The organism is Gilvimarinus agarilyticus (assembly GCF_000832015.1).
Classification (GTDB): domain Bacteria; phylum Pseudomonadota; class Gammaproteobacteria; order Pseudomonadales; family Cellvibrionaceae; genus Gilvimarinus; species Gilvimarinus agarilyticus.
Genome location: NZ_JXCJ01000001.1, coordinates 2,468,164 through 2,494,431, shown reverse-complemented (window position 1 = coordinate 2,494,431; position 26,268 = coordinate 2,468,164). Strand labels below are relative to the sequence as shown.

The following is a 26,268-nucleotide window of genomic DNA, read 5'->3' as shown; positions in this document are numbered from 1 at the left end:
GCGGGGTCCCCTCAGCGGATCCTGCCCCCCCCTCCCCTTTAAAACCTCGCGGCAATTGTCGTCATTTATTACTCATGTACCACCGGGCTAAAGGCTAGATGGCCATCCGGCGCTCAGTCGTATTAACAGGAAAAGAAAGAAAAGAGAAAAGAGAAAAGAGAAAAGAGAAAAGAACGTTACATCGGTATTTCTGAGGTCTAAATCGTGAGCGGCGGCCAAGTGCTGTCGCCGGATAAAAAATACGCCCCATCGCCGAAGACGATGAGGCGTACCTAAGTGTCAATACGCGTTACTGATGATCGACCCAGTAATCGTATACAACGACCTCACCATAGTTGTCAGGGTCGCCAGTTTGGTCTTCTTCTCGGTCGGCGTTACTTTGCGTATAGTTGCCGATTTTGAAGTAGGCCTCACCATAACTGCGATCCATGACATAGTCGTTAGAGCCATCGCGCACTAAGTATTGGCTCGCGTTGCCCGACGCATATGCATCAGCCAAATTGCCATCTTCACTGTAGTAAACGTAATGCTTACCGTCGATGACCTCAAACATCACCTCGTGTGTGGTACCAAGGCTGTAATTGTTTGACACGGTTACGTCACTGCGAAGCTTGCCACCGTTAAAGCTAAGGAACAGGTGGTTGTCCTCTAAGCGCAGCACCAACGCATCGTCAATACCGTCATCTTTGTTGCCGTGGATTTGGGTCGCCACCAGATGGCTTTTTACGATCGGCAAGTGAGTAATCGCCTGCTTCACATATACCGTGTGCTGGCCAGATGTAGTCCAGTAAATGTCTTTACTGCCATCAGCTTCACGCTCACGCAGCTCTGAGCGAATGTAGCTCGAGTTAGGTGTCGTACCGTTACCGTCACGTACCGGTGCGTAAAACACCAAACCATTACCGGCATCATTAACGTAGAAATACTCGTTGTTCGGCTCACCACACAGTGTTTTGTCTTCGACGCCGTCAGGGTAGGTAATTTTCCATTGGTTACAGTTACTCATTAAATCCGATGGAATCTCGGCATTGCCTGGCGTACCGCCACCGGTATCACCGCCGTCACCTGAACCACCTGAGTTGTCGCCGCCCGTGGAGCCGCCTTCGGAGCTTACATTAATTTCAGTCACTGAGTTCCAGCTGTTAGCGCTGTTACCATAACCGATGTAGCGCACATAGCGTGCCTCGGTTTCGGTCACCGAAAAGCTCTCGGGCGAGGTGCTCTCACCAGAGCTGGCCGCCATTGATAAAACATTGCTCCAATCGGATCCGTCGGTGCTGGTGTCGATATCAAACCAAGAGCGACGTTGATCACCTTGATAGAAAGCCACATTAACACTGCCGACGGTTTGGACACTGCCGAGATCAAGCTCTAACCATTGACCGTCACCATTGGCGGACCACCGGGTATTCGGATCACCATCCGTGGCATTAGCGGCAACGTTGCCATCATCTGAACTAGCCGTTGCCTTCACGCTTACTGAACCACCGGTGTTACCCGAATCGCCTGAATCCGAATCATCACCGGAGCCCGTGTCATCGCCCGAGCCCGTGCCACCATCGGAAGACCCATCATCGTCAGAGTCACCGGTACCGCCCGATCCAACATCATCGCCATGGCTTACTTCGAGGTTATAAAAGGAAACCTGGGCGTAGTCGTTGCTGTCACCACCATTGTTTTGGTTGTAGGCGCCGGCTTTGAAGTAGAACCAGTCACTGCTGTACTCCTCGGCCCAATGAATCGTTTGTCGTGCAAAGGTACCGTCGGCTTTGGTTACCGTCACGGTCATTTCCCGGCCGACTACGTTAATTTCGTAGCTAAACTTCTCGCCCAATTCGACGCCGTCTTCGACGGGCTCCACCGTTGAGGTTAAGCCGTACTCATCAGTTTCCGAATCGCCAAACAGCGGAATGAAAATTTCGGTGTCGGAATCCTCATAGGCCATGTAAATCCAGCCTTTGGTGTGGCCGGGTAGTTTGCGATAGTAGATTTTTAACGGCTCGTCGTCTGAGGCGTGAATCTGACCGACAATGACGCGCCCTACCCGCCAGGCCGAGCCGTCATCGTGGGTATTAGACACACGGTCAACCGAGACGGTGGCCTTCATGTTGCCGTTTACAGCAGCTGCGGCGGCCTGATCGGAGCTCGACGCTGTATCGATAACCCAGTTGTTACCAAGGMTGGTTGTGCCAGCGCTTTCATTCAGCATTTGGCGCAACTCGCTGCGCGAGTAAGACGAGTTCGAGGTTGAGCCACCGTTGTTGGGGCACTGAAACACCATGGCGCCCGTACTGCTGTCGGTATAAAATTCGTCTTCGCTCACTTGAGGCGGAAACTCTTCACTGGAGTCTGGGTACGTAATTTTCCAGATGCTCATATCGAAGTTTTCACCGGGGGCCGCCGACGGGTCGAGATTAGCCATGGGCACGGTGCCACCTGTGCCATACTCCAGACAGCCCACTACCACACTGCTGGAGCTGTCAGGTGCATCGCAATCAGACGAAGGCTCACTCGAAGAGCTGCTAGAGGACGATGAAGAGCTCGGCTCAGATGAATTACCGCCGCTTGCGCTAACACCCATCTCGGTAAGAGAGTTCCAGGAGCTCTCGCTATTGCCGTAACCCACATAGCGAACATAGCGCGCGTCGCTCTCATACAAAGAGAAGGTTTCTAATGAAGTGGTATCACCACTGCTTACAGCGCCATAAAGTACCGTGTCCCAATTGGCGCCATCGATACTGGTTTGTATATCAAACATAGACGTGCGTTGTGCGCCCTGATAGAACGCAATATCGACACTGCCAACCTGCTGCACTTCGCCTAAATCCAACTGCAGCCAGGCGCCGCTGCCATTACCTGACCACCGAGTGTCAAAGTCACCATCCAATACATTGTCGGCAACATTGCCGTCGTCAGTACTTGCGCTGGCGCTTAGGTTGATCTCACAAGCGCTGCATTCAGACGATGAGTTGGACGACGACGAGGAAGATGCCGACGAGCTAGCCCCGGAGGTATTAATGTCAACCTCACTAATGCTGTTCCAATCATTTGAGGTGTTACCGTAGCCTTCGATTCGCACATAGCGGGCATTGCTATCGGTTACGTCGAACGACTGTAAAGCGGCAGTACTTACCGGCTGATCACCGGAAAATACCGTCTGCCAATTGCTGCCTGTCGCCGACGTTAAGATATCGAGACTAGTGGTTCTTTGGTCGCCTTTGTATAAAGCGATATCCAGCGACTCGACTGAGAACAGTGAGCCCAAATCGTACTCGATCCACTCGCCGGCGCCTTGCGCGGACCAGCGAGTAGAGAGGTTGTTGTCCAGCGTGTTTTCGGGGACGTTGCCGTCGTGTCCGGACGCGGTCACTGAAACCGGCTCAGCAGAATAACCTGTTGCCGTGTGCGAGAGCGCCAACACCGCCGTCAGTAGTTTTAACTTGGATGGGAACTGTATCGGTTTGTTCATGGGCATAATCTCCTACATTTTTATAGGTATCGCCGCGAGATTACTCATTGAATCCACAAGATTCGCTTAAGGCGCGACGTAAGAAGTACTGACAGAAACATCAAAACGACCAAAACCGACGTGCGGCCCCTAAAGAGCCCAGTTTATTCGTTTATTCTTCAGTGCAAATTTAACCGCCAAAAACCTGTTTACCGCACCAGGCCATATAGCGTCATCATTGGCTTGCAATCGCTGACGATCGCACTGACCAAATCGGGTAGAAACAATAGCCCATTGAACACCAATATGTACACCGAAGTTATAACCAATTATTGTGAACTGAAGCCAAAAATCGACACTAAGTTTGAATTGTGGCGCATATTTGATCGAAACTGCTCGTTTTAGGGCCACTTACGTTAATATTCGTTAATTCCTGCAAATAGGACAGCCAATATGTTGGCCATAAGAAGGGCTTTGTACCCACCCCTTTAGCGTAGATCACGCGATAAGCTCAACAGCCAGCAGAAACTGACACCAGCCGGGCGCGCCATGCTAAATTAACCAACCTGCCCCCGCACTGGGCACAAACGTGCTACTAAACGGATGTTCGCTATGCAGCCTACCCACGACGCTCAATTGGTCATTGTCACCGATCAGCCAGCCACTACTTTATGCCCCATTCTTGACGCGCGATTAAGGCCACGCGAGATCGTGCTGATCACTCCACCGGAGACGCACTACCAACACTTTGCGCTATGGTTAAAACAAGCCTGTCAACCGATGGGCATCCACTGTAGCGAACTAACACTCTCTGACATCTGGGATTTGGATCGGGTAAGAGCGGAGCTAGAAGCGTATGTGGACGAGCGCTTAACGCGAGGCGACACTCTGGTTCTAAACAACACCTCGAGCTACAAACCCATCAGCATTATTAGCCATGAAGTATTTTTTTACCGCAACCTGCCAGCCTTTTATGTCCAGCACGACCAGGCCCGCTGGCTGAGCAACCCCACCGGCGAGCCAAGCTTTAATTTAGAGGATAACGTCAAAATTCCGGCCTTTTTAAAGGCTCACGGCCTGTCGGTAAAAAGCTGTGAACGCCACGGTATGGCGCCCGAACTGAAAACACTGGCCGAGCACTGGCTAACGCATGCCGAGACTTACAGCAAAGCCATGGGGATACTGAACTATTACGCGGCCGAAGCCGAAGATGATTTAACGGCAACGATAAACGAGTCTCACCTGAAAGGTGACACGGCCTTTACCGCGCTGCTGGATGGCATCAAGTCCCGCAACCTTGCCTCCCTCTCGGGCAATCAACTGGTATTCACATCAGAGGCCACCCGATTTTTTGCCTGCGGCGGCTGGATGGAGCAGTTGGTATACAGTGAGTTGTTACACCTAAAGCGCGAAATGCCAAAACTGCAGGACATCGCCCACAGCGTTGTCATCGATTGGCAGGAAAGCTACCAACAGCGGCCTGTACGTAACGAGCTTGACGCGGTAGTGCTGTACGATAACCGCCTGATCGTGATCGAATGTAAAACAAGTCGCTTTAGCAGCGCCGATGCAAAGCGGCCAGTATACAAGCTCGGCGCCATGATCAAGCATCTGGGCGGCCCCGACACCACGGGCATTATTGTCAGCTTTCACGCCATTTCAGCGAAACACTGTGAGCGGGCTGTACTATTTGACGTGCACGTGTGCGAGCGAGATTCATTGCCAACGCTTACCCAACACCTACGCAAGCTGATCATTCAAAGCCGATAACACAGTGCCAGTCAGTCGAGCGCTCGGCACTTAACAGCGGCACCAGCAACGCCCCAGCGTAGCTGGTAGTACTTATCGACTTGCGTAAAGCCCACATTTTGCCCCGCATAAGTGGCATCCCCGCCGCCCTCCTGGCGGTACAAAAGCTTCGCCTGATCGTCGCGCTGCAGTACCAGCGTTGCAGGCTGAGTCGAATAGTACCGGGCCAACAGTGGCTTTTGGCTCGCGTCGTGGCAAGTAAGGGTTAAGATGACAGCCGGGTCTATCAGTGCAAAGCGGGCTGTTAACTCGGCAATACGACGAGTGTAGCTCTGCTCGATACAAGCGGCGAGCGGCGGCGATTTCCAACATTCATCACGACCTTTAATCCAGCCGCGCTGCTCCGCCTTAAGTTGCGCCCGTTTTTCCTCATCCTGTGTTTTTTCCAGGGCCGCGCCGTAAGTTTGGGCAAGCGCCTGATCGAGCCACGAGAGTTTAGGTTGCTCGCAGATAACCTGTTCGGCGCCACTCAAATTGGCGGTACCACAATCAAAAGTGGGGCTCGTTACGGCACCCTCGACTAAAAATGGGCGCGGCTCATTGTAGTTGACAGTGTGGTCACAGCTACCGTCGTTCTCACAGTCATTGATGCCGTCATGGTCGGCGTCCCAGCTGGGGTGCATGGCGTGTGCCGTAAAAGAGTACAAAACGACAATCCCAAGCAACAAGCGCAGTAATCGCGGTGTCATTCGTTTTACCTCGCAGCCTATCGAGTTATCAGTATAAGCGACCTTGCTGCCTTATCAGGCAAGAGTGCGGCCTTAAAATGTGACACGAAAGGAACAATGAGAGTGGTTATCAGTTCTATTAATCGTTACCATAGGCTCGGGAGCCTAAAAGATAGTTACAACATGGACGCCATACCTGTGGGATTACCGACAAAACCAAAAAAACGCAATCACTATACCTGTGAGCTTAAGCAACACACGCTCGCGTTACTCGAAGACGGCCTAACCCCCGCCCAAGTAGCCAAACAAACGGGCGTTCGCGAATCTAACATTTACCGTTGGCGGCGGGAATTTATGGCCCAAAGCGTTGCAGCAATGGATGAATTACAGCGCGAGCTAAAACGTCTGCGCCAGGAAAACACCGCACTCAAAAACCGCCTTAAAGCGCTACAACAAGCTCCAGCCTAGCGGCGTCTTGGTGCTAGTGCTTGGAGCTCTACTCGCGTGCGGCGTGCGCCGAAATGCGCCCCGGCGCCCCAAGAGAAGGCGTAACAAGCCGCCGGAGCGGCCGCTCTCACGCCCCCTGTCACACCCTCTTACCCGCCTGCCTCACTACCGTAAATACGAAAGACATTGCAAATTCAGAGCACTTCGTCATATTCGCGACAGATACAAAGACTACACTGCAAGCAGATGTCTTGGTTGGCTTACGGATTGCTTGAAAAGCACAGCGCCCCAAAGCGCACCAAGCTATCGACGACCCGCATCGCCTAAGAAGCACCAACACGGAAAGACGCAATGAAACGGCAAAACGATACCTTAGAGCGCATTTACCGCGAAGTGAAAACTGTCATTCTCTCGCGCCAACACCCGGTAACCGGGTTGCTGCCCGCCAGCACCGCCTCCACTCATCACGGTGATTACACCGATGCCTGGGTGCGCGATAACGTTTACTCTATTATGAGCGTATGGGCGCTGAGCATCGCTATGGAGCGCGCCGGGCAAAAAAATCGCTGTGATTTGCTGCAGCAATCAACCATCAAGCTGATGCGCGGCCTGCTGCAATCGATGATGCGTCAGGCTGACAAGGTCGAAAAGTTTAAGCACACCTTAGACCCTTATGACGCCCTGCACGCCAAATACGATACCGCTACCGGCCTTCCCGTGGTAGCGGACGACGCTTGGGGTCACTTACAAATAGATGCCACCTCCATATTTTTGTTAATGCTGGCGCAAATGTCAGCCTCAGGCTTACGCATTGTTTGCACCGGCAGCGAAGTCGATTTTGTCCAAAACTTGGTGTACTACATTTCCAGCGCCTACCGCACCCCCGATTTTGGTATCTGGGAGCGCGGCAACAAAATCAACAACGGCCTCACAGAGATCAATGCCAGCTCCGTAGGTATGGCCAAGGCGGCCCTGCAAGCGCTGGACGGACTGAATTTATTTGGCCCATACGCCACCCAGCGGGCGGTCATTCATGTCGTGCCCGACGCGGTATCGTTAGCACGTAATACCCTAGGCGCCCTGCTACCGCGCGAGTCGTTATCTAAAGAGGTAGACAGCGCGCTGTTATCGATTATTGGGTTTCCCGCCTTTGCCGTGGGTCGGGTGGAGCTACTGACCAAAACCCGCGATACCATTTTGTCTAAGCTCGGTGGCAATTACGGCTGCAAGCGCTTTTTATGGGATGGCCATCAAACCGCTATCGAAGAGAACTCGCGGCTTTATTACGAGCACTCCGAGCTGGCTGAGTTTGAGCATATCGAGTCCGAATGGCCTTTGTTTTACACCTATCTATACATCAATGCGCTGTTTGACGATTTGCACACAACCGCGGCGCACTACCGCAAAAAAATCGAATCACTCATGGTAACCAAAGACGGGATTGGTCTAATTCCCGAGTTGTATTATCTGGACAAAGAGCACATTGCCGCCGAGAAAAAACAACCTCGCACTCAGCCGCGTCAACCCAATGAGAATATTCCATTGGTGTGGGCACAAAGCCTGTATTACACCGGGCTGCTTCTAGACGAAAACTACCTCAAGCCTGAGGACCTCGACCCACTTTACATTCGGCGCCGTTCGACGCGTTTTTCACAGGCGCAAATTGCACTGGTCGTTTTAGCCGAGAGCGATGAGGTGAAGACCACTCTTGCCAAAAATGGGGTAATTGCCGAGTCGCTGGAAGACATAAAACCAATAACCGTGCTTACCGCACCGCATTTGGTAGAGGTATACACCCGCGTCGGGGCAAACGAATCGCTTGGCTTGAGCGGCCGGCCGCGCCGGCGCTTGCAAAGCTTAGCAACCTCACACACCTTTAGAATCAACAACAAATCCTGCTTGTGCCTGTCGTGGTTACAAAGTGAAGAAAACGATTACCGGCTGTTTGATGCCGAATTTTTTGCCGACTGTCTGATTTCAGAAATCAACCACATACGCAAACACTGGATCGACCCCGAGGTGGCGGTTTTTACCCTAAAAATCAGTGCCGACTTCTGTGCGGTGCCCAATGCCGAGACCTTGTTTAAGGCACTTAAAGACCTACAGCTGCGCACCACACACGAGCATGTTGGCAACGCATCGGCGAGCCTTGCGTTGCGCGCATCGCGGGCGACCAAGCTGCTACTGCCTGATCTTTGCTTAACGCCCGTAAGAACGCAACGCACCCAGGTTTTAACGCAGCTTCCCTTTAGCGATACGCCGCTAACCACAAGCGCCCGCCAATTGCTCGACAGCGTTAACAGCGATAATCCCAGTGTGCTCACCCAGGCATTTGAGCGCGCCATGATGGGACGTAACCTTAGCGACAGTGCCACCGACGATGGTACATTAACGTTACGCGCGCTACTTACATCACTGTCACATTACGCGCAACAAACCAATCGCTGGGCACTGGCTCGCATTTGTTTTGCGCACCTACAGCATGGCCACAACGATTTAGCCAACAGCCTGACTCTACTGGCAGCGCGTCACTTAAAAATCACCATCGGGGAAGAGAACGACAGCGAGCTGACCATAAACTCCCAGCTCACCAACCATGAAATTATCGACGGATTACACAAAGTTTTATCGCATCCGTTAGAGCGCGCTTTGGCGCAAGAGGCCATCATCGCCATTGGCGGCCTGCTTCGCACCCGTCCCTATTTGTTTGAAGGCCTGCGCTCGATCGCGCTGCACAACTTTATTTTGCTCTGCTCGCATTACGACAACGAAGCCCTTTCACCTATAGAGTGGCTCGCTACGCAATCACCCTCTTATTTGTACAACAAGCTGCGCAAAGTGCTCGACTCGCAGCGCAAGGTATTCTCCCAGGGCGTCAACCACAGCTTTCATTTGGGCCACGAGCAATCGTCATTACTACAGGGCAGTGATGCCATTACCGCCAACGCCGTGGGCGCCGACTGGTTTGAGTGGCGCCTGGCCCGCGGTTTTATCACCCGTTTTGACGATGAGTTTCTGCAAGCTATTTGGCAAAGCTTAGCCAGCGCTAACACGTTGGTATTTGGCGACAGCGACAGCGACGAGTACTCGCTCGACTGTGAGCTTATCCGCAGTTCCATGACCTCCGGCGAAGAGAGCTTTGCCCAGCTAATTGACCACTTAACGCAGTCGCTCCATCCCAGTTATTATAAAAGCGCGGTCGTCGAAGCCCTGCACTGCTTTACGCTGTTTTGCCAAAACAACCCCAACGCCTATTTCGAGCACCCGGTGGTTTTTAGCCGCTTACTTGAAGAGGCCGCAAGACTCTGGTCCGAAGCCACGGAGGGTTTATGCGGCAATAACCGCAATATCGATTTGCTGCTGCAGCAATCACCCCGGGTACTCCAGGATTACATGATGAAAGCCTTGGCTAACGAGGCCGACAGCAATTCCCGTGCAGCTGCGCGTGAACCGGTTACCCCTGAATAACACCGATGACAGGTTGGCTCGACGCGAGCACGCCGCTACAATGCCCGGCTAATGCTCGCTTCAGGTAACGCTCGCTGACATGCCCCACCGCCCACAGGTAGTAGAACTTCCTTACCAACAAGACAGCGTGGCGTATTTCGCCATGCTCACAACGTTGCCTTATCCGGTTTGGCTTGATAGCTGTCAGCCCATGAGCCAGCATGGACGCTACGATATTTTAGCCGCCGACCCGCTCAGCCGAATCACTACCGTGGGCGACACCAGCCATATTGTAAGCGGCGACACTCGCCGGCACAGCCACGCCGATCCATTTGTGCTATTGCAAGAGCTACTCCCGAGCCACTGCCCCCCGGCGGAATTCGACGGTGAAGCATTGCCGTTTTGCGGCGGGGCGCTGGGGTATTTTGGCTATGATTTAGGCCGCCGGCTGGAGTCGATACCCGCTCACGCCAAAGCCGATATTTCTCTACCGGATATGCATTTTGGCATTTACGCCTGGGCGATTATTACTGATCACCTGCACCAAAAAACGGTATTAGTAGCGCAGCCCAAGATCGATATCGGGCCCATTTTGGCGCTGTTAACCTCGCCCACAAACTTAAAGTCATTCCTAGAAAAAACAAATAAAAGCTTTATTATCAAAAGGTTCAGAGAATCTTCTAATAAAAAGCATTACTTTGAAAAATTCGATACGATCCAAAAGCACATACTCGAGGGTGATTGCTACCAAATCAACTTCGCACAGCGCTTTAGCAGTCAGTACGAAGGCGATCCGCTGGCAGGTTATTTGGCCTTGCGCGCCAAATTGCCCTCCCCGTTCGCCGGCTTTATGCCATTGGACGAGGGGGCCATTCTGTGCCTGTCGCCCGAGCGGTTTATCGCCTGCCGTGATGGCAAAGCCACAACCAGCCCTATCAAGGGCACCATCGCCCGAGGCGCTACCCCTGAGCAAGATCAGCAAAACCAGGCCACTCTATCGGCGAGCACCAAAGACCGCGCCGAGAATTTGATGATCGCCGACCTATTGCGCAACGATTTAAGTAAAACCTGCCGTGAGGTCAAAACCCCTCGCTTGTTTGAACTGCAAAGCTTTGCCAATGTTCACCACTTAGTCAGCACCATTACCGGCCGTATACGACCAGACAAAAATGCGCTGGATGTATTGCGCGCAGCGTTTCCGGGCGGTTCAATTACGGGCGCCCCCAAGGTGCGGGCGATGAGCATTATTGACGAGCTGGAGCCCTATCGGCGAGGCCCCTATTGCGGCAGCTTAGGTTACATCAGCGCCTGCGGCAGTAGCGACACAAACATCGCGATTCGTACAGTGATAGGCAATGCCGGGCAACTGCACTGCTACGGCGGAGGCGGAATTGTGGCGGATTCTGAGGCTGAAAGTGAGTATCAAGAGAGTATTACCAAGGTGGCCCTGTTACTGCGCACCCTGGAGGAATCGTTTAACGCGAAGGCGGCCAATCTACCAAATGGCACTGGCGATTAACAGCAGCAACGCGCCGATCACCAGCCACTTACCCGCGTAATAAAGTGATTTATTTTTACGCTTGATCGACTTCAACAGCTTTTGATAGCTCAGCAAGCCTTGCCCCAACTTGTTGCCGATACCCGTATTGCTGGCATCGACGTTATCGATCATAAATAAGCGATTAAAAAAGCGCCCAAAGTGCCAGTAGGCTTTTTGCACAAAGCCGAGCTTAAGCGGGCGATCAATATCAGTCATCAAAATAATACGCGGCGTGTCTGTGTCGTTATAGGCCGAGTGCAGGTAGGTTTCATCAAAAATAATGCTGTCGCCATCGCGCCAAACATAGTGGGCATCGTCCACCTTTAACCCGCATTTTTCGCTATTGGGGGTGCTCAAACCCAGCGAGTACCGCAGAGTGTAGGCAAACGGATCGTGATGCTTATTGAGCTTTTTACCGGGGTTTAATACCGCAAACAGGGCTAAATTTAGATAGGGCACCTGCTCCAATAACGCCATGGTTTTAGGCGCCAGCTCGTGGGCAGAGGGAATTCGGTGATCGTACATCTTCAGATAAAAACTGGTCCAGCGGTTATCTTTGTAGAAGCTGCTGGCCGGTAAATCGTCTTTAGCGGTAATGTTGCCGCCCTCATACAGAGCTAGCGCCTCGTCGCGGATAACCTCCCAGTTATCCTGAATAATCGCCAGCTCAGGAAAATGCTCAATACTCACCCGCGGTGTGGTGGGCACCTTGGATAACCCGTAAGCAGGCAAATTAAAAGGCACCATAAATGTCGAGAAGTCGGACAACTGCCGGCTAAGCGGAAAAGTCTCGCGGTTACGTGTGCGCACAAACGCAATGCACAAAATATAGACAATGACTAACCCAATGATTACCGCCATACTGACCTCTTAGTTGACCGCCAGCGACACACCATCAGCGGCTGGGGGTGCGTATAATACTCAAAACCGCCGCCGCAACCAACATCGGGCTAATCTTCCACGTCCGATGAAGCGTCGCTATTAAGCAATTCTTGCCGCTCTCGCTCGTAGTCGTCATAGGAAACCGAGCTTTGCTCGCGACATTCTTTTTGCTGGCTTAACGGTACGGTATCGCAATCCCAGCGGGCGTCATTGCGCATACTGTCGTAAACCGACTGCTTGCTACACGCCACTAACATTAGCAGCACCACTATCATCATCGATCGCATGGCTAGCCTCCTTTAAAACTCATTACATAGTGGACGGCGATACCCCGCTCGCGCAGCCTTGCCATCCCGGGTAGATCCTCTAGCGCTACCGCAAACACGGCGCCGCACAGGGTAGCTGCAAAAGCATCCACCAAGGATACAACAGCATCTGCCGTTCCCCCTGTGGCAATCAGATCATCCACCAACAATACCCTCTCACCTTCACGGATGGCATCGGTATGGATATGCAGGCTGTCCTCACCATACTCAAGCACGTAGCTGGCCTTGCGGGTGGCCCGAGGCAACTTACCGGGCTTGCGGGCCAACACCAGCCCACACCCAAGCTCCATCGCTAACGCGGCGCCAAAAATAAAGCCTCGCGCCTCAATAGCGACGATTTTATCAATCGGTTGCCCGCGCAAAGGCGCCGCCATGCGTAATACACATTCCCGCAGCGCCTCGGCCTCTAGCAACAAGCTGGTGATATCGCGAAACTCTATGCCGGGCTTCGGATAACCCGAAACCGTTGTAATACTGGCTTTTAGACGATCGATTTTCATGTGCACTCCCGGCATAAATTAGGCGGCAGGGCCAGTGACAGCCCGCGCGTTAATCATAGCGCAGCGCCCGCAGATACTGTAATATGCGCGGCCACTCCATAACGCTTCTGCGTGTAAGTTAATTTGCGCCTGCGTACCGGTCACACCACAGGATTTACCCCTATGAGTTTTACCCAATTGGGCCTGTCTGCCCCAATCCTTAAAGCTATTGATGAAAAAGGCTACACCGAGCCCTCACCGATTCAGGCGCAAGCGATTCCCGCCGTTTTATCGGGCCGCGATGTGATGGCCGCCGCACAGACAGGTACCGGTAAAACCGCAGGCTTTACCCTGCCAATTTTAGAGCAGCTCAGCAAAGGTACACGCGCCGGAGCCAATCAGGCTCGGGTACTGGTACTCACCCCTACCCGGGAGCTCGCCGCCCAAGTAGGCGAAAGCGTGGCCACCTACGGCAAACACTTACAACTGCGCTCTGCGGTGGTATTTGGCGGCGTAAAAATCAACCCGCAAATGATGAAATTACGTGGCGGCGTAGATGTACTGGTAGCAACACCGGGGCGCTTACTCGATTTGTACAATCAGCGCGCGGTTAAATTTGACCATCTGGAAGTGCTGGTGCTGGACGAAGCCGACCGCATGCTCGACATGGGCTTTATCCACGACATTAAAAAAATTCTCGCAGTACTGCCTAAAAAGCGTCAAAATTTACTGTTCTCAGCGACGTTCTCTGAAGATATCCGGGCGTTGGCAAAAGGCCTGGTACACGAGCCGGTGGAGATTTCGGTCACCCCTCGCAACAGCACCGCCACCACCGTAAAGCAGTGGATATGCCCGGTGGACAAAAAACAAAAGCCGGAGCTGTTAATCCGTCTGATTATGGATAACCAATGGCAGCAGGTATTGGTGTTTAGCCGCACCAAGCACGGCGCCAATAAGCTTACCAAACAGCTAGAGGCCGCTCATATCCGTGCTGCGGCCATTCACGGCAACAAAAGTCAGGGCGCGCGCACCAAAGCCCTTGCCGACTTTAAAAGCGGCGCTGTACGAGTGCTTGTTGCTACCGATATTGCCGCCAGGGGGCTGGACATTGACCAACTGCCTCAAGTGGTGAACTTTGATTTACCCAATGTACCAGAGGATTACGTACACCGTATCGGCCGTACCGGGCGCGCCGGGGCCACCGGCCAGGCGATTTCACTGGTCAGTGCCGACGAGTTTAAGCAGCTGAGTGATATTGAGCACCTGATTAAGACGTTGCTCACCCGCGAAATCATCGATGGCTTTGAGCCAATCCACGACGTTCCCGAGTCGAGCTTAACGCGCCGCGCCCCCAAGCCTAAAAACAAGCCCACAGGCGCAGCACCTAAACGCCCAGGTGGCGGGCGCCAGCGCCGCAATAGCGGCGGTGGTAAATCGGGTGGCGGCGGCAAAGGTGTAGAGGCGAAAAGCGGGCCGTTTGCCAAGAAAAAACCAGCCAATAACCGTCCCCGTCGCCCCAGCGGCAACCGCTAACAAGCGATCCGGGGTGTTACTCGAGGCTGCGACACCAAAATGCAGGGGCGCCTAACGACAGCGGCGCCCGGGGCGGCAGCAAAAGCTACTTAGTCACGCGTCGCGCCCTAAAGCTGCGCCCTTTCAGCTTGCCACTGCTCAGTTTGCGTAACGCCTGCTCACAGGCTTTACGCTTAACCGCGACGAAAGCACTCTGATCAAAGATTTGAATTTTGCCCACCTCATGGCCGGCAACACCATCATCGCCAGTCAGCGCGCCGAGAATATCGCCCGGCCGCACTTTTTGCTTCTTGCCGCCATCGATCTGCAAAGTGATCATCGGTGGCAGGTAGCTTGAACTATCACCGCCGGGCTTCGGCAGCGGCTCGCAGTGGTAAGTTTGCCCGGCATACTGAGCGATCCGCTCCACTTTAAAGCGTTCTTTATCGCCCACTAAAGTCACTGCTAAGCCACTGTTGCCAGCGCGACCGGTGCGGCCGATTCGGTGTACATGCACCTCGCTATCGCGCGCTGGCTGGTAGTTGATCACCGCATCCAGCGCTTCGATGTCCAGCCCTCGGGCGGCAACATCCGTCGCCACCAGCACCGTTAAGCTCTTGTTGGCAAACATCACCAGCGTGCGGTCACGGTCGCGCTGCTCAAGGTCGCCGTGCAGCGCCGCCGCACTAAAGCCCTCGTCGCGTAGATACTCAGCCAGCGCCGCCGTTTCGCGTTTGGTATTGCAAAATACCACCGCCGAATCAGGCCGATAGTCGCGAAGCAACTGGGTTACGGCGAGGTCGCGCTCGCCATCGGCGATCGTGTAAAAGTGCTGCACAATACTCTGAGTATCGTGAGTACTCTCGACTTTAATGCTAACCGGGTCGCACAACACTCGCGACGCCACTTTGGCAATACTATCGGGGTAAGTAGCGCTAAACAGTAATGTTTGACGCTTGGCAGGGATTTCGGCCACGATTTCGTCGAGTGTTTCGGCAAACCCCATATCCAACATCCGGTCGGCCTCATCTAACACCAGAGAGTGGACGCTAGATAACACCAAGTTACCTTTGCGCACGTGGTCAGACACACGCCCCGGGGTACCCACAACAATATGGGCGCCGTGGGCCAAAGATCCAACCTGGGGGCCAAACGGCATGCCGCCGCACAGCGTCAGCACTTTAATGTTGTGAATACCGCGGGCCAGTTTACGAATCTCTTTGGCCACCTGGTCGGCCAGCTCCCGGGTGGGGCACAATACCAGTGATTGCACCGCAAACTGCTTTACGTCTAATCGCGCCAAAAGCCCCAGCGCAAAGGCCACGGTTTTACCTGAGCCGGTTTTGCCCTGAGCGATCACATCCTTACCGGCCAGTACCGCCGGTAAGCTCTCGGCCTGAATGGCGGTCATACTGGTATAGCCAAGGGATGCCACAGTCTTTAGAAGCTCCGGACGGAGCGCTAAGGTAGAAAATTTTAAATCTTGCAATGCTTGTACCCACTAAGTCGAACGCGGCCCGGTAAAACAGACCGCCAATAAAAAAGGGCAGGACAAATGCCCTACCCTTTTTTTAGCTTACCTTAAAGGCAAGCCGCTGCCGCAGCAGCAAGTCTTGTTAAAGACTTTACATTACAGACCTACGATGTTCTCAGCCTGTGGACCTTTTTGGCCTTGAGTTACGGTGAACTCAACTTTTTGGCCTTCGGTCAGGGTTTTGAAGCCTGAACCAACAATAGCGCTAAAGTGGGCAAAAACGTCTGGACCAGATTCTTGCTCGATAAAGCCAAAACCTTTTGCTTCGTTAAACCACTTAACGGTACCTGTTGTAGTAGACATAGTGTCAATCCTGTTCAATCAAAGAGTAAGCCTCTTGTGAGGCGGTTGTGCGCTAAAAGTGTTGCTATTACTTATGACTAAACGGACCGAAACTAAAGGCGTACCGATACTTTGGTGTGGCATAAATATAGGACTTACTTTCAAGCAATATCGAGTATATACCCCTGCATAGCCTTGTCAACTATAAATACCAACCTATTCCAACACAGATGCAAGCCGAGGCTAGCTATTGATAAATAACGGGTTTAACTCACAAAAGGGTTACGCTTTTGTTAACGTGCGGGCCTTTAATACGAGGTAAATTCCGCCAAGCACCAAGGCGCTGCTGAGTACCAAGCGCAGCGAGAGTGGCTCAGACACAAACCAAACACCCCCGAGCGCGGCCAACACTGGCACCGACAATTGCACCACACCCGCCTGTGTAACGCCCAACCCCGCAAGGGCGCGATACCAAATGGCATACCCCAAGGCCGAGGCAACACTACCGGAAGCAACGGCCAGCAACGCGCCCAAGCCATCGACTGTAAAGGACTGGACGGGCACAACCCAAGGCACCAGCAGTAACAATGGCAAAAACGCCAGAGCACGCAAGAAGTTACCGCACGTCGTTAGTAAGGGCGCAACCGCGCGCCGCCCCGCTAAGGTGTATAGCGCCCAGCCAACACCGGCCATCCCCATCAACAAGGCCCCTGCGATACTCGGGCTAGTGGCACCCGGTAACAGCAATATTAACAGCCCCAATAGCGCCAACGACAGGCCACAGGCTTCCCCCAGGCTAACCCCCTGCCCCGAGCGCAACGCGGCTACCAACATAATGAGCTGCACGACGCCAAACAATATAAGCGCGCCTACACCGGTATCTAAACTGATGTAAGCGTACGAAAAGCCGACCAAATACACGAACAGCGCGCCTGCCTCCAACCAGGAGCCAGCTTTAAGGGGTAGCCGACGTTCACGCCAGAGCACAATAAACAGAAGCGTTAAGGCGCCACTTAGCAAACGAATCGCGCTAAAACTCGCGGGGTCAATAATTGACGAGCTGGACGGCGATAAAGCCAGACGGCAAAGCACCGAATTGCCGGCAAACGCCAACATTGCCAGCAAAGTAATACGCATAACAGAGGGGGACATAAGAGCGACCACAGCTTAAATTGGTAAGATTACAGCACGCAGCGTAAAAACCAATAGGTATTAACACTGCAGAAGCATCGTAGCCGAAGCCCAGCAACCATTAAACCGACAGATAGCGCTCGATATCGACCTCGTCAATTTGCTCCGGCCTTAAATACTCCCGTGCGTATTGCAAGTAAACACCGCTGGTTAAAAACAGCTCAAAGACGTCCCGGTCGATATGCTCACGCTCCACCATGCCGGCCATAATTTCGATAGCGGCGCCAATGGATTTGGCCTCCTTATAAGGCCGATCAGCGGCGGTTAACGCCTCAAAAATATCCGCCACCACCAACACTTTTTCGGGCACAGAAAGTTGATCACCGGTAAGCTTGCGCGGGTAGCCCGTTCCATCGACCTTTTCATGGTGAGTAGAGGCATAACGCGGCACCTGTGCTAACTCGGACGGAAACGGAAGCCTATCGAGCATTTTAATGGTGCTCACCATGTGCTCGTTGATTCGATACCGCTCTTCCGGCGTCAAAGTGCCGCGAGCAATCGACAGATTATACAGCTCGCCCTGATTAAAGATGTACTCAGGCACATCCATGTCAATCTCTAGGTGAGGCTCAAAACTGATATCGCAGGTACGTTTTTGTACATGCTCCGGTCGGTCGTCCAGCAACCGCTCTGTGGCCGGCAACGACTCCGACATGTTGTTGGTACGAGTCAACTCATCGGCGCTCAGCCCCAGGCGCCGATCAAAATGGCGCTGCCAAGTTTGCTCCCCTATACGCCCAATTCGAGCCCCGTCTTCGTCATCCATGTATTCACCACCGATATTGGCTTTGGCAATAAAAGCAAAGTCGTCGTGTAACTGGACAGTCCGAGCTTGTAGCTGAGCGGCAAGCTCCGCTTCGTTTTTATCTCCTTGCGCGATTCCGCGCCAGTAGCTTAGCTGGGCATCACGCAGTAACACCTCAAAGCGGGTCCTTATTTCGTGGATTCGGTTGTAAATCGTCTCCAACTTAACGGATTTATCAACGACATGCTCGGGCACGGTAATTTTGCCGCAATCGTGTAGCCAGGCGGCAATTTTAAACTCACGCCACTGATCTTCATTCTCAAACTTAAAGTGTGCAAAAGCGGGCTCCGATGACTCATGGGCAACATTGGCAAGCATAAGCCCCAGTTCCGGTACACGAGCACAATGCCCGCCGGTGTAAGGCGACTTTGCGTCGATCGCCTCGGCAATAAGCTGGATAAACGAGTCCATCAACAAGCGCTGACTCTCGTGATGAGCACAAATCGAGTCAKCCATCTCCGTCATTGAAATAGCCAGGTCATTTAGCTCTCTAACGCGTGTAGGGGTATACTTAACTTGCTCAAATTGGCGTTTTTTTACCAAATCACTCTTTTGCGCCAGAGTCAAAATCGGCCGGACTATCGGGCGCGACAACAACCAAACCAACGGCAGCACCAGCAATAAACAGACAGCGGTAACCCAAATAGATTTGCGCACGCGATCCAACGGCTTAGCCAGCACTTGGGCAACTGGTGTCACGACGGCAAAATAGCTGGGCGCCCCCTGCCCTGGCGCCACCTCGCTAACCAGCACAAAGTGTTCGACACCATCAATCTCTAGCTGCGTTAAGGTATCAAGCGAGTTTGCATCTTGCCCCATAGACAATAAAAATGGATAGGGTACCCGGGCCAGATCGTCCTCTGTATCGCCCTGTGGGTTTAGCCATTTATCTTCAAGCTGTAACCACTCTTCATCGGTTACTGAAAATAGCGCTAAATTTAGCAGCCCCAAAAGCTGCTCATTGTCCGGATGTACAACAAAGTAAATTGAGTCCGACAAGCCCTCGTTCAGCAAGGGCGGGCCAAACTGTATATTCTCGATAAAAAGTGCACCAGAGATATGTCGCAGCACCACGTCATTATCAATGGCCGCATCCGCTCGTCCGGCTTGCATGGCCTGTAGGGCTTGTTTGGTGTCCTCAACGGCAAGGATGTTATTCGCACCAATCACATCACTCACGACATCAGTAATCGTCCAACCCGTGGGTGCGGCAACTTTAAGTCCCTCAAGCCCTGCAATATTGCTAATAACGGGTTGCCCGGTGCGATTGGCAATGGCGAATGGCAGCTGTGCCATAGGCTCACTAAAAAGCCCCAGGCTTCTGTTAGCATCCGATAAAAGCAGCGGCTGTAAAACGTCCAGCTCACCGGCCGAGAACTTCTCTTTTAGCTCATTCCAGCTATAGCCGTTGATAAACTGCACGTTCAACTGCAGCTTATCCCCCAAAAGCCGCAACAAATCTATACTAAAGCCTTTAGGGCGACCCGCTTCAGCAAAATCAATAGGCGCCCAATTTAACTCATTGGAAACACGAATAGCGCCAAGCGAATCGAGATACGCACGCTCACGTTTACTCAGTGACAACGGCTTTACACTCGTTCGAACAGCGTCATTATCGCGCAACAAATTAGAGCCCAACATCGCTCCGTCGCCTTTGTACACATAGAGCTCCGCCTGTGCTCCCATTTTTTTACTTTGCAGATAGCTCGAGAATGACTGCAAGGTGATATCGATTCCAAGCACCACTTCACTCTCGGGCAACTTGATAGAGTATGTTTGACCCGGCGCCTGAATATACTGAAACATATAAGGGTCAGACTTTCGCACCTGCGCGCGCTTCGACTCGTTAAACCAGCGCCGTTGACGCACATCGTACTGAGCTGGCTCTGTGCGCTGGGCCCGAAGATTAAATTCGTTATCAAAGTAAAAAAGCTCACGGACGCGCCCCTCACTCGAGTCTTGCACCCGATTGATAACCCAGCGGTCTCCCGCCTGGGCCTTGACGGCATCGAGCATTGACTCATTGGCATGAAGGTTCACCAATTCAAAAAAATCGCCACTGGGGAAACCTAGATAAATACTGTAAAAAAAGTCGTGATTGCCCAGCACCTCGGCAAATAAATCGCGTACATGTTGGATTTGTTCAGGGGTCTCAACATGCTGCAACGACGGGTAACGTGCCAGCAGCGTACTTACCTCTTCCGCGCTGCGCTCAATCGACTCAATAAAGTCGCCCGTGGTCACAGCGGTTTGCCGGTAACGCTCGATACCCTGCTCCATCGCCATCTGCCGACTAAAATAATACTGCAAGGATATGGCGACAGCGGCGGTTACAAAAATTGCCAAAGCGACTAACGCCACGACAATTAGCCTGATAGATAGGGTAAACCGAGGTGATTCATTAACCTTCATGACGGCAGCGTTCCTTATTGGCCGTGCAGCATTTTGTCTAATAATAGCGGCTTTTAACGTCAGCGGGGAACCAGCGAGCCAAGTTTTTTATATTAGGCGACTGCGCTGTAAACCGCGAAGCGCCACAGAGGGATCGGCACTCACGACACGGAGCTTACCCTGAGGTAAGCTCCGTGCTTAATATCGCTACATCTTCCAGCTGACTTTTACCCCTGCCGTGCGCGGCAAGCCCCACACACCATAGCCCCAGTCAGAGCCCAAGGTGTTCTGGTAGGTGAAATACTCCTCATCGGTGGCATTTTTAACAAACGCCTCGACGGTGAGCCGCTCTGACGCTGATAACCAGCTCACTTTGGCATTGGCGATGCCATAGGCGTCGTGTTTTGAGTAGGGGTCGTTCTCGATCTGCAAGTAATGATCATCTTGCCAGGCGTAATCAGCCTGCAAAGCAAGCTCACCAGCACTCCCCAAGGGAATGTAGTAACGCCCGACCAGATTGTAGGTCAGCGCCGGCGCCGAGGGTAACTCATTGCCGTCTAAGGTATATTCATCGCCCGCCACTAAAAACACCTGATCCGAATCAAACTCGGTTTTTAGCAGCCCCAGGCCCCCGATCAACTCAAAGTTATCGGTCACCTGGGCAGTCAACTCCACCTCGGCGCCAGTACCAGTGACGTCGCCGGCGTTAGTAATAACGCTGCCGTCCGCCACCGTTAAAAATACCTGCGCCTGATAGCCTTCCACTTCATAAGTAAACGCCGCTGTATTTAATTTGATTCGGCCATCAGCGAAGCTGGTTTTATAGCCCACCTCAAGGTTGACAACGTCTTCAGAGTTAACCGGCAAAGTAGCCTCTTCCGATGCATTGTAACTGCCCGAAAAGCCACCGCTTTTAAAGCCGGTCGATAGACTCACATACGCTAGCGAATAATCTGTGGGGCGCCAATCCAATCCGATACGACCAGTTAAGGCGTCATCGCTAAAGTCACGGGTGGCATCAATCTCGGGGTAAAACGAGGGGCCGGCATCTTGCACAAAATCGCGCTCCTCTTCGGTGTATCGCGCCCCTAATATTAATGTCCATTCATCAAAGATGTCGTATTCGTACTGACCAAATAGGGCCCAAGATTCAGAGTCCAACGAAACAACCTCTTGGTGCCATAAACCATCGGCGGTTGTCGGTGCCTGCGTAATCAACCCCCGGTCATCTTTGTAGTAATAAACACCGCCGACCCACCTACTCGCGTTTGTACTGCCGTTTAAGCGGAGCTCTTGGGTGTACTGCTCAGCATCTACACTATACTGCTCATCAAAAAATACCACTTCGGTGCCGTCGCCATCGTCCTGAAGAAACTTATCCAACTCTTCATAGGCGGTAATAGAGGTAACGGTAAAAGGCTCCAAAACCCAATCGAGTGTCGCAGACACGCCAAAGGTATCGATCTTCGTTTGCAAGCCATCGGCAGCACCGCTGGCTACATGTTCAGGGTCAAACTGGCCGTTTACCGCCTCAGCCCCGGTCATCTGGAATGTGTTACTGGTACACAAACCATCGTGTATCCGGCTAACAGAGCATGTCGCCGCGTTATCACCAACACTCTCGAGATAGCCCATATGGGCAAAACCTACGGACTGTTGATCGGCTTCGCTGCCGTGTACATTCAGCAACAACCCAGCGTCATCCGTGAGATCAAAATCCAACTGTGCCCGATAGCCAAAACTGTCAGTGTCGTTTAGTTTCTCGCCGGTAACGGTATTGGTTTGCCAGCCTTCGTTATCAGTCTTTTTTAGTGCCACCCGGCCGCGAATACCATCGGTTAACGGGCCACTGATCATACCCTCGACCACCGTTTCATCGTAACTGCCATAGCTGACACTTGCCGCCGCATCGAGTTCTTCAGTGGGCTTGCGCGAAACATAGTGAACCAAACCGCCTGTAGTATTACGGCCGTATAGGGTGCCTTGAGGGCCACGCAGAACTTCTACCCGCTGCAAATCAAAAAGCTGTATTGCGGAACCCGCGGGGTTGCCGCGATACACATCGTCCACATATATGGAGACCGGCGACTCCCAGGAATCGGAGAAGTTAACCAAGCTGATACCACGAAGGCTTACGGAGGGACTGGAGGCTTCGCCAAAAATGGCAAAGAAATTCATATTAGGCACTTGCTGGGTGATGTCTAACCCTTCTTCAAAACCCATTTTTTCGATAGCGTCACCGGAAAACGCACTAACCGCCACAGACACATCTTGTAAATCCTGCTCGCGTTTTTGCGCCGTAACCAGCACCTCTTCAATAACTGATTGCGCGGCGTATAAGGGCGACGCAGTAACACCTGCGCCAACAATTAGTGAAGACAACAATATATTTTTTGATAAATGGCGCTGTCGGCTGCGACTGTTTTTATTTAACCTCTTGGTAGCTTTCATACAATTACTCCCTCTTCTTTGCGTGTCAACGCCTCCCCCCCTGGTCCCTCTTTTTATTTTTTATTAGCAAGATAGTTTAAGAAGTACGTCATTAAAAAACCCATAAACTGGGCAATTTGTAGAAGCGATCTCTCACTTTTGCTTTTTTACCATAGCAGCAAACATCGGCTACTGACAGTGCCAGGAGTTCTTTAGCCGAGAACAGCAAGGAATTACAAACTGCACAGCAAAAAAACAGACACAAAAAAACCGGCGTAAACGCCGGTTTTTTTTGTGTCGCGAACAGAGGAAATAAATTACAAAGTTAAATCACGATTGCTCGCTTTAAGAAACTCTTGTTTTAGCGCCTCATAAGTGTGCGCAGCGGGAAACTGCGGAAACTCATCGATGACATTTTGTGGTGCATGAAACAAAATACCTGCATCAGCTTCGCCCAGCATTGTGGTGTCATTGTAAGAATCGCCGGCAGCGATGATACGATAGTACAAGGTTTTTAACGCCAGCACCGATTGACGCTTAGGGTCCTTCTGGCGCAAATGATAATTAATTACCCGGCCATTATCGTCAGTTTCTAAACGGTGACACAGCAGTGTTGGGAATCCTAGCTGGCGCATTAAAGGCTGTGAGAACTCGTAAAAAGTGTCCGACAAAATAATCACCTGAAAACGCTCACGCAGCCAATCCACAAACTCTACCGCCCCCTCTAAAGGCTCGAGTGTGGCGATGACCTCCTGAATCTCATTGAGGCCGAGATTATTCTCCTCCAGAATACGCAGACGCTGACGCATAAGCACGTCGTAATCCGGGATATCGCGAGTCGTCGCTTTAAGCTCCTCGATTCCGGTTTTTTCTGCAAATTTAATCCAAATCTCAGGGACTAAAACGCCCTCTAAATCCAAGCACGCGATTTCCACTAGCCGCCTCCAGCATACAGTCAAAGAAAAAACGCGAATCTACCCCGTCGGCGTGATAAAAGCAATTTAACTGCGCAGGTTTTCACGTGGAACATATAACCATATACCCCAAAAACAGGATTTGATATAACATCGCATTACGGGTCATCATTAAGTGAAATCAACTTAGAGCAGCCGTTCTGTAGCCAAAACGCCTACATCTAGTAGCAAGGCAGATATCGATGCCCTACATGTGGCTAAAAGACATACATACTGGACACCTTTCAGTCAATGTTCCACAGCCTGATAGCAGTAGGTTATAAGCAAATGCCGGCGCGATATTGGGCAGCTGTTTAAGGCTCTGGTATGCTTCGCGCAAATTAAAAACTTACAACCAGTCGCAGCCCCTAACAGGCCTGTGGCAACCGAGATGTTATATAGGCGCAACCATGAGTGAGAAGATTAATACCGTCGATATCGAAAATGAACTGCAGGGGCAAAGCCCCTACCGCATCATGCGCTACGCATTAGAGCAATTTGACAATATCGCCATCTCTTTTAGCGGAGCGGAAGACGTGGCCCTTATCGATATGGCCAGCCGTATTCGCCCCGACGTACAGGTATTTTGCCTGGACACCGGGCGCCTGCACGCCGAGACCTACCAGTTTATCGAAACGGTACGCAAGCATTACGGTATTGATATCGACGTCGTCTCACCCGACGGCGAAGCCGTGCGCGCCTTGGTTAAAGAGAAAGGCCTGTTTAGCTTTTACGAAGACACCCACAAAGAGTGTTGTGGCATTCGTAAAATTGCCCCGCTGCGTAAAAAACTACTGGAAGTTGACGCCTGGATTACCGGCCAGCGCAAAGATCAAAGCCCCGGCACCCGTGCCGACATCCCGGTCATACAAGACGACCTCGCTTTTGCGCGCCCCGGCGAAACGCTCACCAAATTTAACCCGCTGGCCAACTGGAGCTCGGAGGAGGTATGGAATTACATTCGCATGTATGAAGCGCCCTACAACCCCCTGCATGACCGAGGCTATATCTCCATTGGTTGCGAGCCCTGCACTCGCCCGGTCGGCCCCGGCCAACATGAACGCGAGGGCCGTTGGTGGTGGGAAGAAGCCACCAAAAAAGAATGCGGCCTGCACGCTGGCAACCTCTCAGACGCTAACGATGAGAACGTCAGCCCTTTACCGCAAGGCAATTAAGTCGTGAAGATCACCTTGGTTAAAAAAGTCTTAGCCGACGGCTCGTCATGCCGAAAGTGTATCGATGTGATGGGTAAGCTCGAGCAAAGTGGCTACATTGAGCGTATCGATGAGATCGTCAGCGCCGATGAGAAAGATCCAGATAGCCCGGGGATGAAATTAGCGCGCGAGCACAACGTTGATCGCGCGCCATTTTTTATCGTACAAGAGGCCGGGCAACCCAGCCGGGTTTATACGGTTTACTATCAATTTGTACGAGAGGAGATGGAGCCCTAGGCACTAGCCTGGACACACGACTCCGGTACCTGCCAAACCACAGTAGCCGCCAGGATTTTTTGCCAAATACTGCTGGTGATAGGTTTCGGCGTAATAGAACTCAACCCCTTGGCGAATCTCGGTGGTTATCTCGCCTTTCCCGGCATCAATCATGGCGGCTTGGTAACGCTGCTTACTGGCCTCGGCTATTGCTAACTGGCTGTCGCTGCTAAGGTATAAACCTGAGCGATATTGCGTGCCCACATCATTGCCCTGGCGCATCCCCTGGGTGGGGTCGTGCGCCTCCCAAAATATTTTTAGTAGCTCATCCAGCTCTATCTGAGCCGGATCAAAAACCACCAACACCACCTCATTGTGGCCGGTAAGCCCACTGCAAACTTCGTCATAAGTTGGGTTGGGCGTATAACCCCCGGCGTAGCCAACGGCTGTTGTATACACCTCAGGAATTTGCCAAAACAGGCGTTCCGCCCCCCAAAAACAACCGAGACCCGCCAAAAACCATTCACAACCCTCAGGAAAAGGCGGTACGATTGGATGACCATTAACAGCGTGATCAGGGGCCACTTGCATAGGCGCATCGCGCCCCGGCAAAGCCTGCTCAGGCAGTGGCATTTGAGATTTTCTTTGACTAAAAAGCATGAAAGCCTCCGGTAGAATATTTAACCCATGGGCA

At 52.4% G+C, this 26,268-nt stretch carries 19 protein-coding genes; 7 read left to right on the top strand and 12 right to left on the bottom strand.

What is annotated here, in order from left to right; genetic code table 11:
* Positions 1-289: 289 nt before the first annotated feature.
* Positions 290-3,469, bottom strand: coding sequence for a polysaccharide lyase family 7 protein (locus SD69_RS19145; protein WP_052481071.1), 3,180 nt, complete (start codon positions 3,467-3,469; stop codon positions 290-292).
* A 591-nt stretch (positions 3,470-4,060) separates the two neighbouring features.
* Between SD69_RS19145 and SD69_RS10690 the strand changes: the two genes are divergently transcribed.
* Positions 4,061-5,218 carry a Card1-like endonuclease domain-containing protein gene (locus SD69_RS10690; RefSeq protein WP_041523217.1) on the top strand — a complete coding sequence of 386 codons (1,158 nt, stop codon included), beginning with the start codon at positions 4,061-4,063 and terminating at the stop codon, positions 5,216-5,218.
* 11 nt (positions 5,219-5,229) lie between these two features.
* On the opposite strand, the gene SD69_RS18120 is transcribed toward SD69_RS10690, so the two are convergent.
* Positions 5,230-5,946 carry a lysozyme inhibitor LprI family protein gene (locus SD69_RS18120; protein ID WP_052481070.1) on the bottom strand — a complete coding sequence of 239 codons (717 nt, stop codon included), beginning with the start codon at positions 5,944-5,946 and terminating at the stop codon, positions 5,230-5,232.
* Positions 5,947-6,108: 162 nt separating this feature from the next.
* On the opposite strand from SD69_RS18120, the gene SD69_RS10680 reads away from it, so the two are divergent.
* The 3 genes from SD69_RS10680 to pabB all read left to right on the top strand — a co-directional run bounded on the left by SD69_RS10680 (position 6,109) and on the right by pabB (position 11,338).
* Positions 6,109-6,393, top strand: a complete 285-nt coding sequence (locus tag SD69_RS10680) for a transposase (protein WP_041523216.1) — start codon at positions 6,109-6,111, stop codon at positions 6,391-6,393.
* Between the two features lie 330 nt (positions 6,394-6,723).
* Positions 6,724-9,840, top strand: a complete 3,117-nt coding sequence (locus SD69_RS10675) for a glycoside hydrolase family 15 protein (protein ID WP_052481069.1) — start codon at positions 6,724-6,726, stop codon at positions 9,838-9,840.
* A gap of 79 nt (positions 9,841-9,919) precedes the next feature.
* Entirely contained in the window at positions 9,920-11,338 is a 1,419-nt protein-coding gene (pabB, locus tag SD69_RS10670) for an aminodeoxychorismate synthase component I (RefSeq protein WP_041523215.1), read from the top strand.
* On the opposite strand, the gene SD69_RS10665 is transcribed toward pabB, so the two are convergent.
* The 3 genes from SD69_RS10665 to SD69_RS10655 form a co-directional block, all read right to left on the bottom strand.
* A complete protein-coding gene (locus SD69_RS10665; protein ID WP_041523214.1) occupies positions 11,315-12,220 on the bottom strand; it encodes an aspartyl/asparaginyl beta-hydroxylase domain-containing protein in 906 nt (301 codons plus the stop codon). The two genes, pabB and SD69_RS10665, sit on opposite strands and share 24 nt — an antisense overlap.
* Before the next feature lie 89 nt (positions 12,221-12,309).
* A complete protein-coding gene (locus SD69_RS10660; protein ID WP_041523213.1) occupies positions 12,310-12,528 on the bottom strand; it encodes a hypothetical protein in 219 nt (72 codons plus the stop codon).
* 2 nt (positions 12,529-12,530) lie between these two features.
* Positions 12,531-13,067, bottom strand: a complete 537-nt coding sequence (locus SD69_RS10655; protein WP_041523212.1) for an adenine phosphoribosyltransferase — start codon at positions 13,065-13,067, stop codon at positions 12,531-12,533.
* A 162-nt stretch (positions 13,068-13,229) separates the two neighbouring features.
* On the opposite strand from SD69_RS10655, the gene SD69_RS10650 reads away from it, so the two are divergent.
* Complete coding sequence (locus SD69_RS10650) at positions 13,230-14,579, top strand: DEAD/DEAH box helicase (RefSeq protein WP_041523211.1); 1,350 nt, start codon at positions 13,230-13,232, stop codon at positions 14,577-14,579.
* Positions 14,580-14,664: 85 nt separating this feature from the next.
* Here the strand turns inward: SD69_RS10650 and dbpA are convergent, their stop codons facing one another.
* From dbpA to thrH, 6 genes are all read right to left on the bottom strand, one after another.
* Positions 14,665-16,047 (bottom strand): ATP-dependent RNA helicase DbpA, encoded by a 1,383-nt coding sequence (gene dbpA / locus SD69_RS10645; protein ID WP_041523210.1) that lies wholly within the window; start codon positions 16,045-16,047, stop codon positions 14,665-14,667.
* A 141-nt stretch (positions 16,048-16,188) separates the two neighbouring features.
* Complete coding sequence (locus SD69_RS10640) at positions 16,189-16,395, bottom strand: cold-shock protein (protein WP_041523209.1); 207 nt, start codon at positions 16,393-16,395, stop codon at positions 16,189-16,191.
* Between the two features lie 261 nt (positions 16,396-16,656).
* Complete coding sequence (locus SD69_RS10635; protein ID WP_041523208.1) at positions 16,657-17,526, bottom strand: DMT family transporter; 870 nt, start codon at positions 17,524-17,526, stop codon at positions 16,657-16,659.
* A gap of 100 nt (positions 17,527-17,626) precedes the next feature.
* Positions 17,627-20,782, bottom strand: a complete 3,156-nt coding sequence (locus SD69_RS10630; protein ID WP_041523207.1) for an HD domain-containing phosphohydrolase — start codon at positions 20,780-20,782, stop codon at positions 17,627-17,629.
* Positions 20,783-20,968: 186 nt separating this feature from the next.
* Entirely contained in the window at positions 20,969-23,212 is a 2,244-nt protein-coding gene (locus SD69_RS10625; protein ID WP_041523206.1) for a TonB-dependent receptor, read from the bottom strand.
* A gap of 296 nt (positions 23,213-23,508) precedes the next feature.
* A complete protein-coding gene (thrH, locus tag SD69_RS10620) occupies positions 23,509-24,126 on the bottom strand; it encodes a bifunctional phosphoserine phosphatase/homoserine phosphotransferase ThrH (RefSeq protein ID WP_041523205.1) in 618 nt (205 codons plus the stop codon).
* 428 nt (positions 24,127-24,554) lie between these two features.
* Here thrH and SD69_RS10615 point away from each other — a divergent pair, with 428 nt between their 5' ends.
* Complete coding sequence (locus SD69_RS10615; protein ID WP_052481068.1) at positions 24,555-25,319, top strand: phosphoadenylyl-sulfate reductase; 765 nt, start codon at positions 24,555-24,557, stop codon at positions 25,317-25,319.
* A gap of 3 nt (positions 25,320-25,322) precedes the next feature.
* Positions 25,323-25,595: a hypothetical protein gene (locus SD69_RS10610; RefSeq protein WP_041523204.1), complete on the top strand. Its 273-nt coding sequence runs from the start codon at positions 25,323-25,325 to the stop codon at positions 25,593-25,595.
* Positions 25,596-25,598: 3 nt separating this feature from the next.
* Here SD69_RS10610 and msrA read toward each other — a convergent pair whose 3' ends face one another.
* Positions 25,599-26,234 carry a peptide-methionine (S)-S-oxide reductase MsrA gene (gene msrA, locus SD69_RS10605; RefSeq protein WP_041523203.1) on the bottom strand — a complete coding sequence of 212 codons (636 nt, stop codon included), beginning with the start codon at positions 26,232-26,234 and terminating at the stop codon, positions 25,599-25,601.
* Positions 26,235-26,268: the final 34 nt, after the last annotated feature.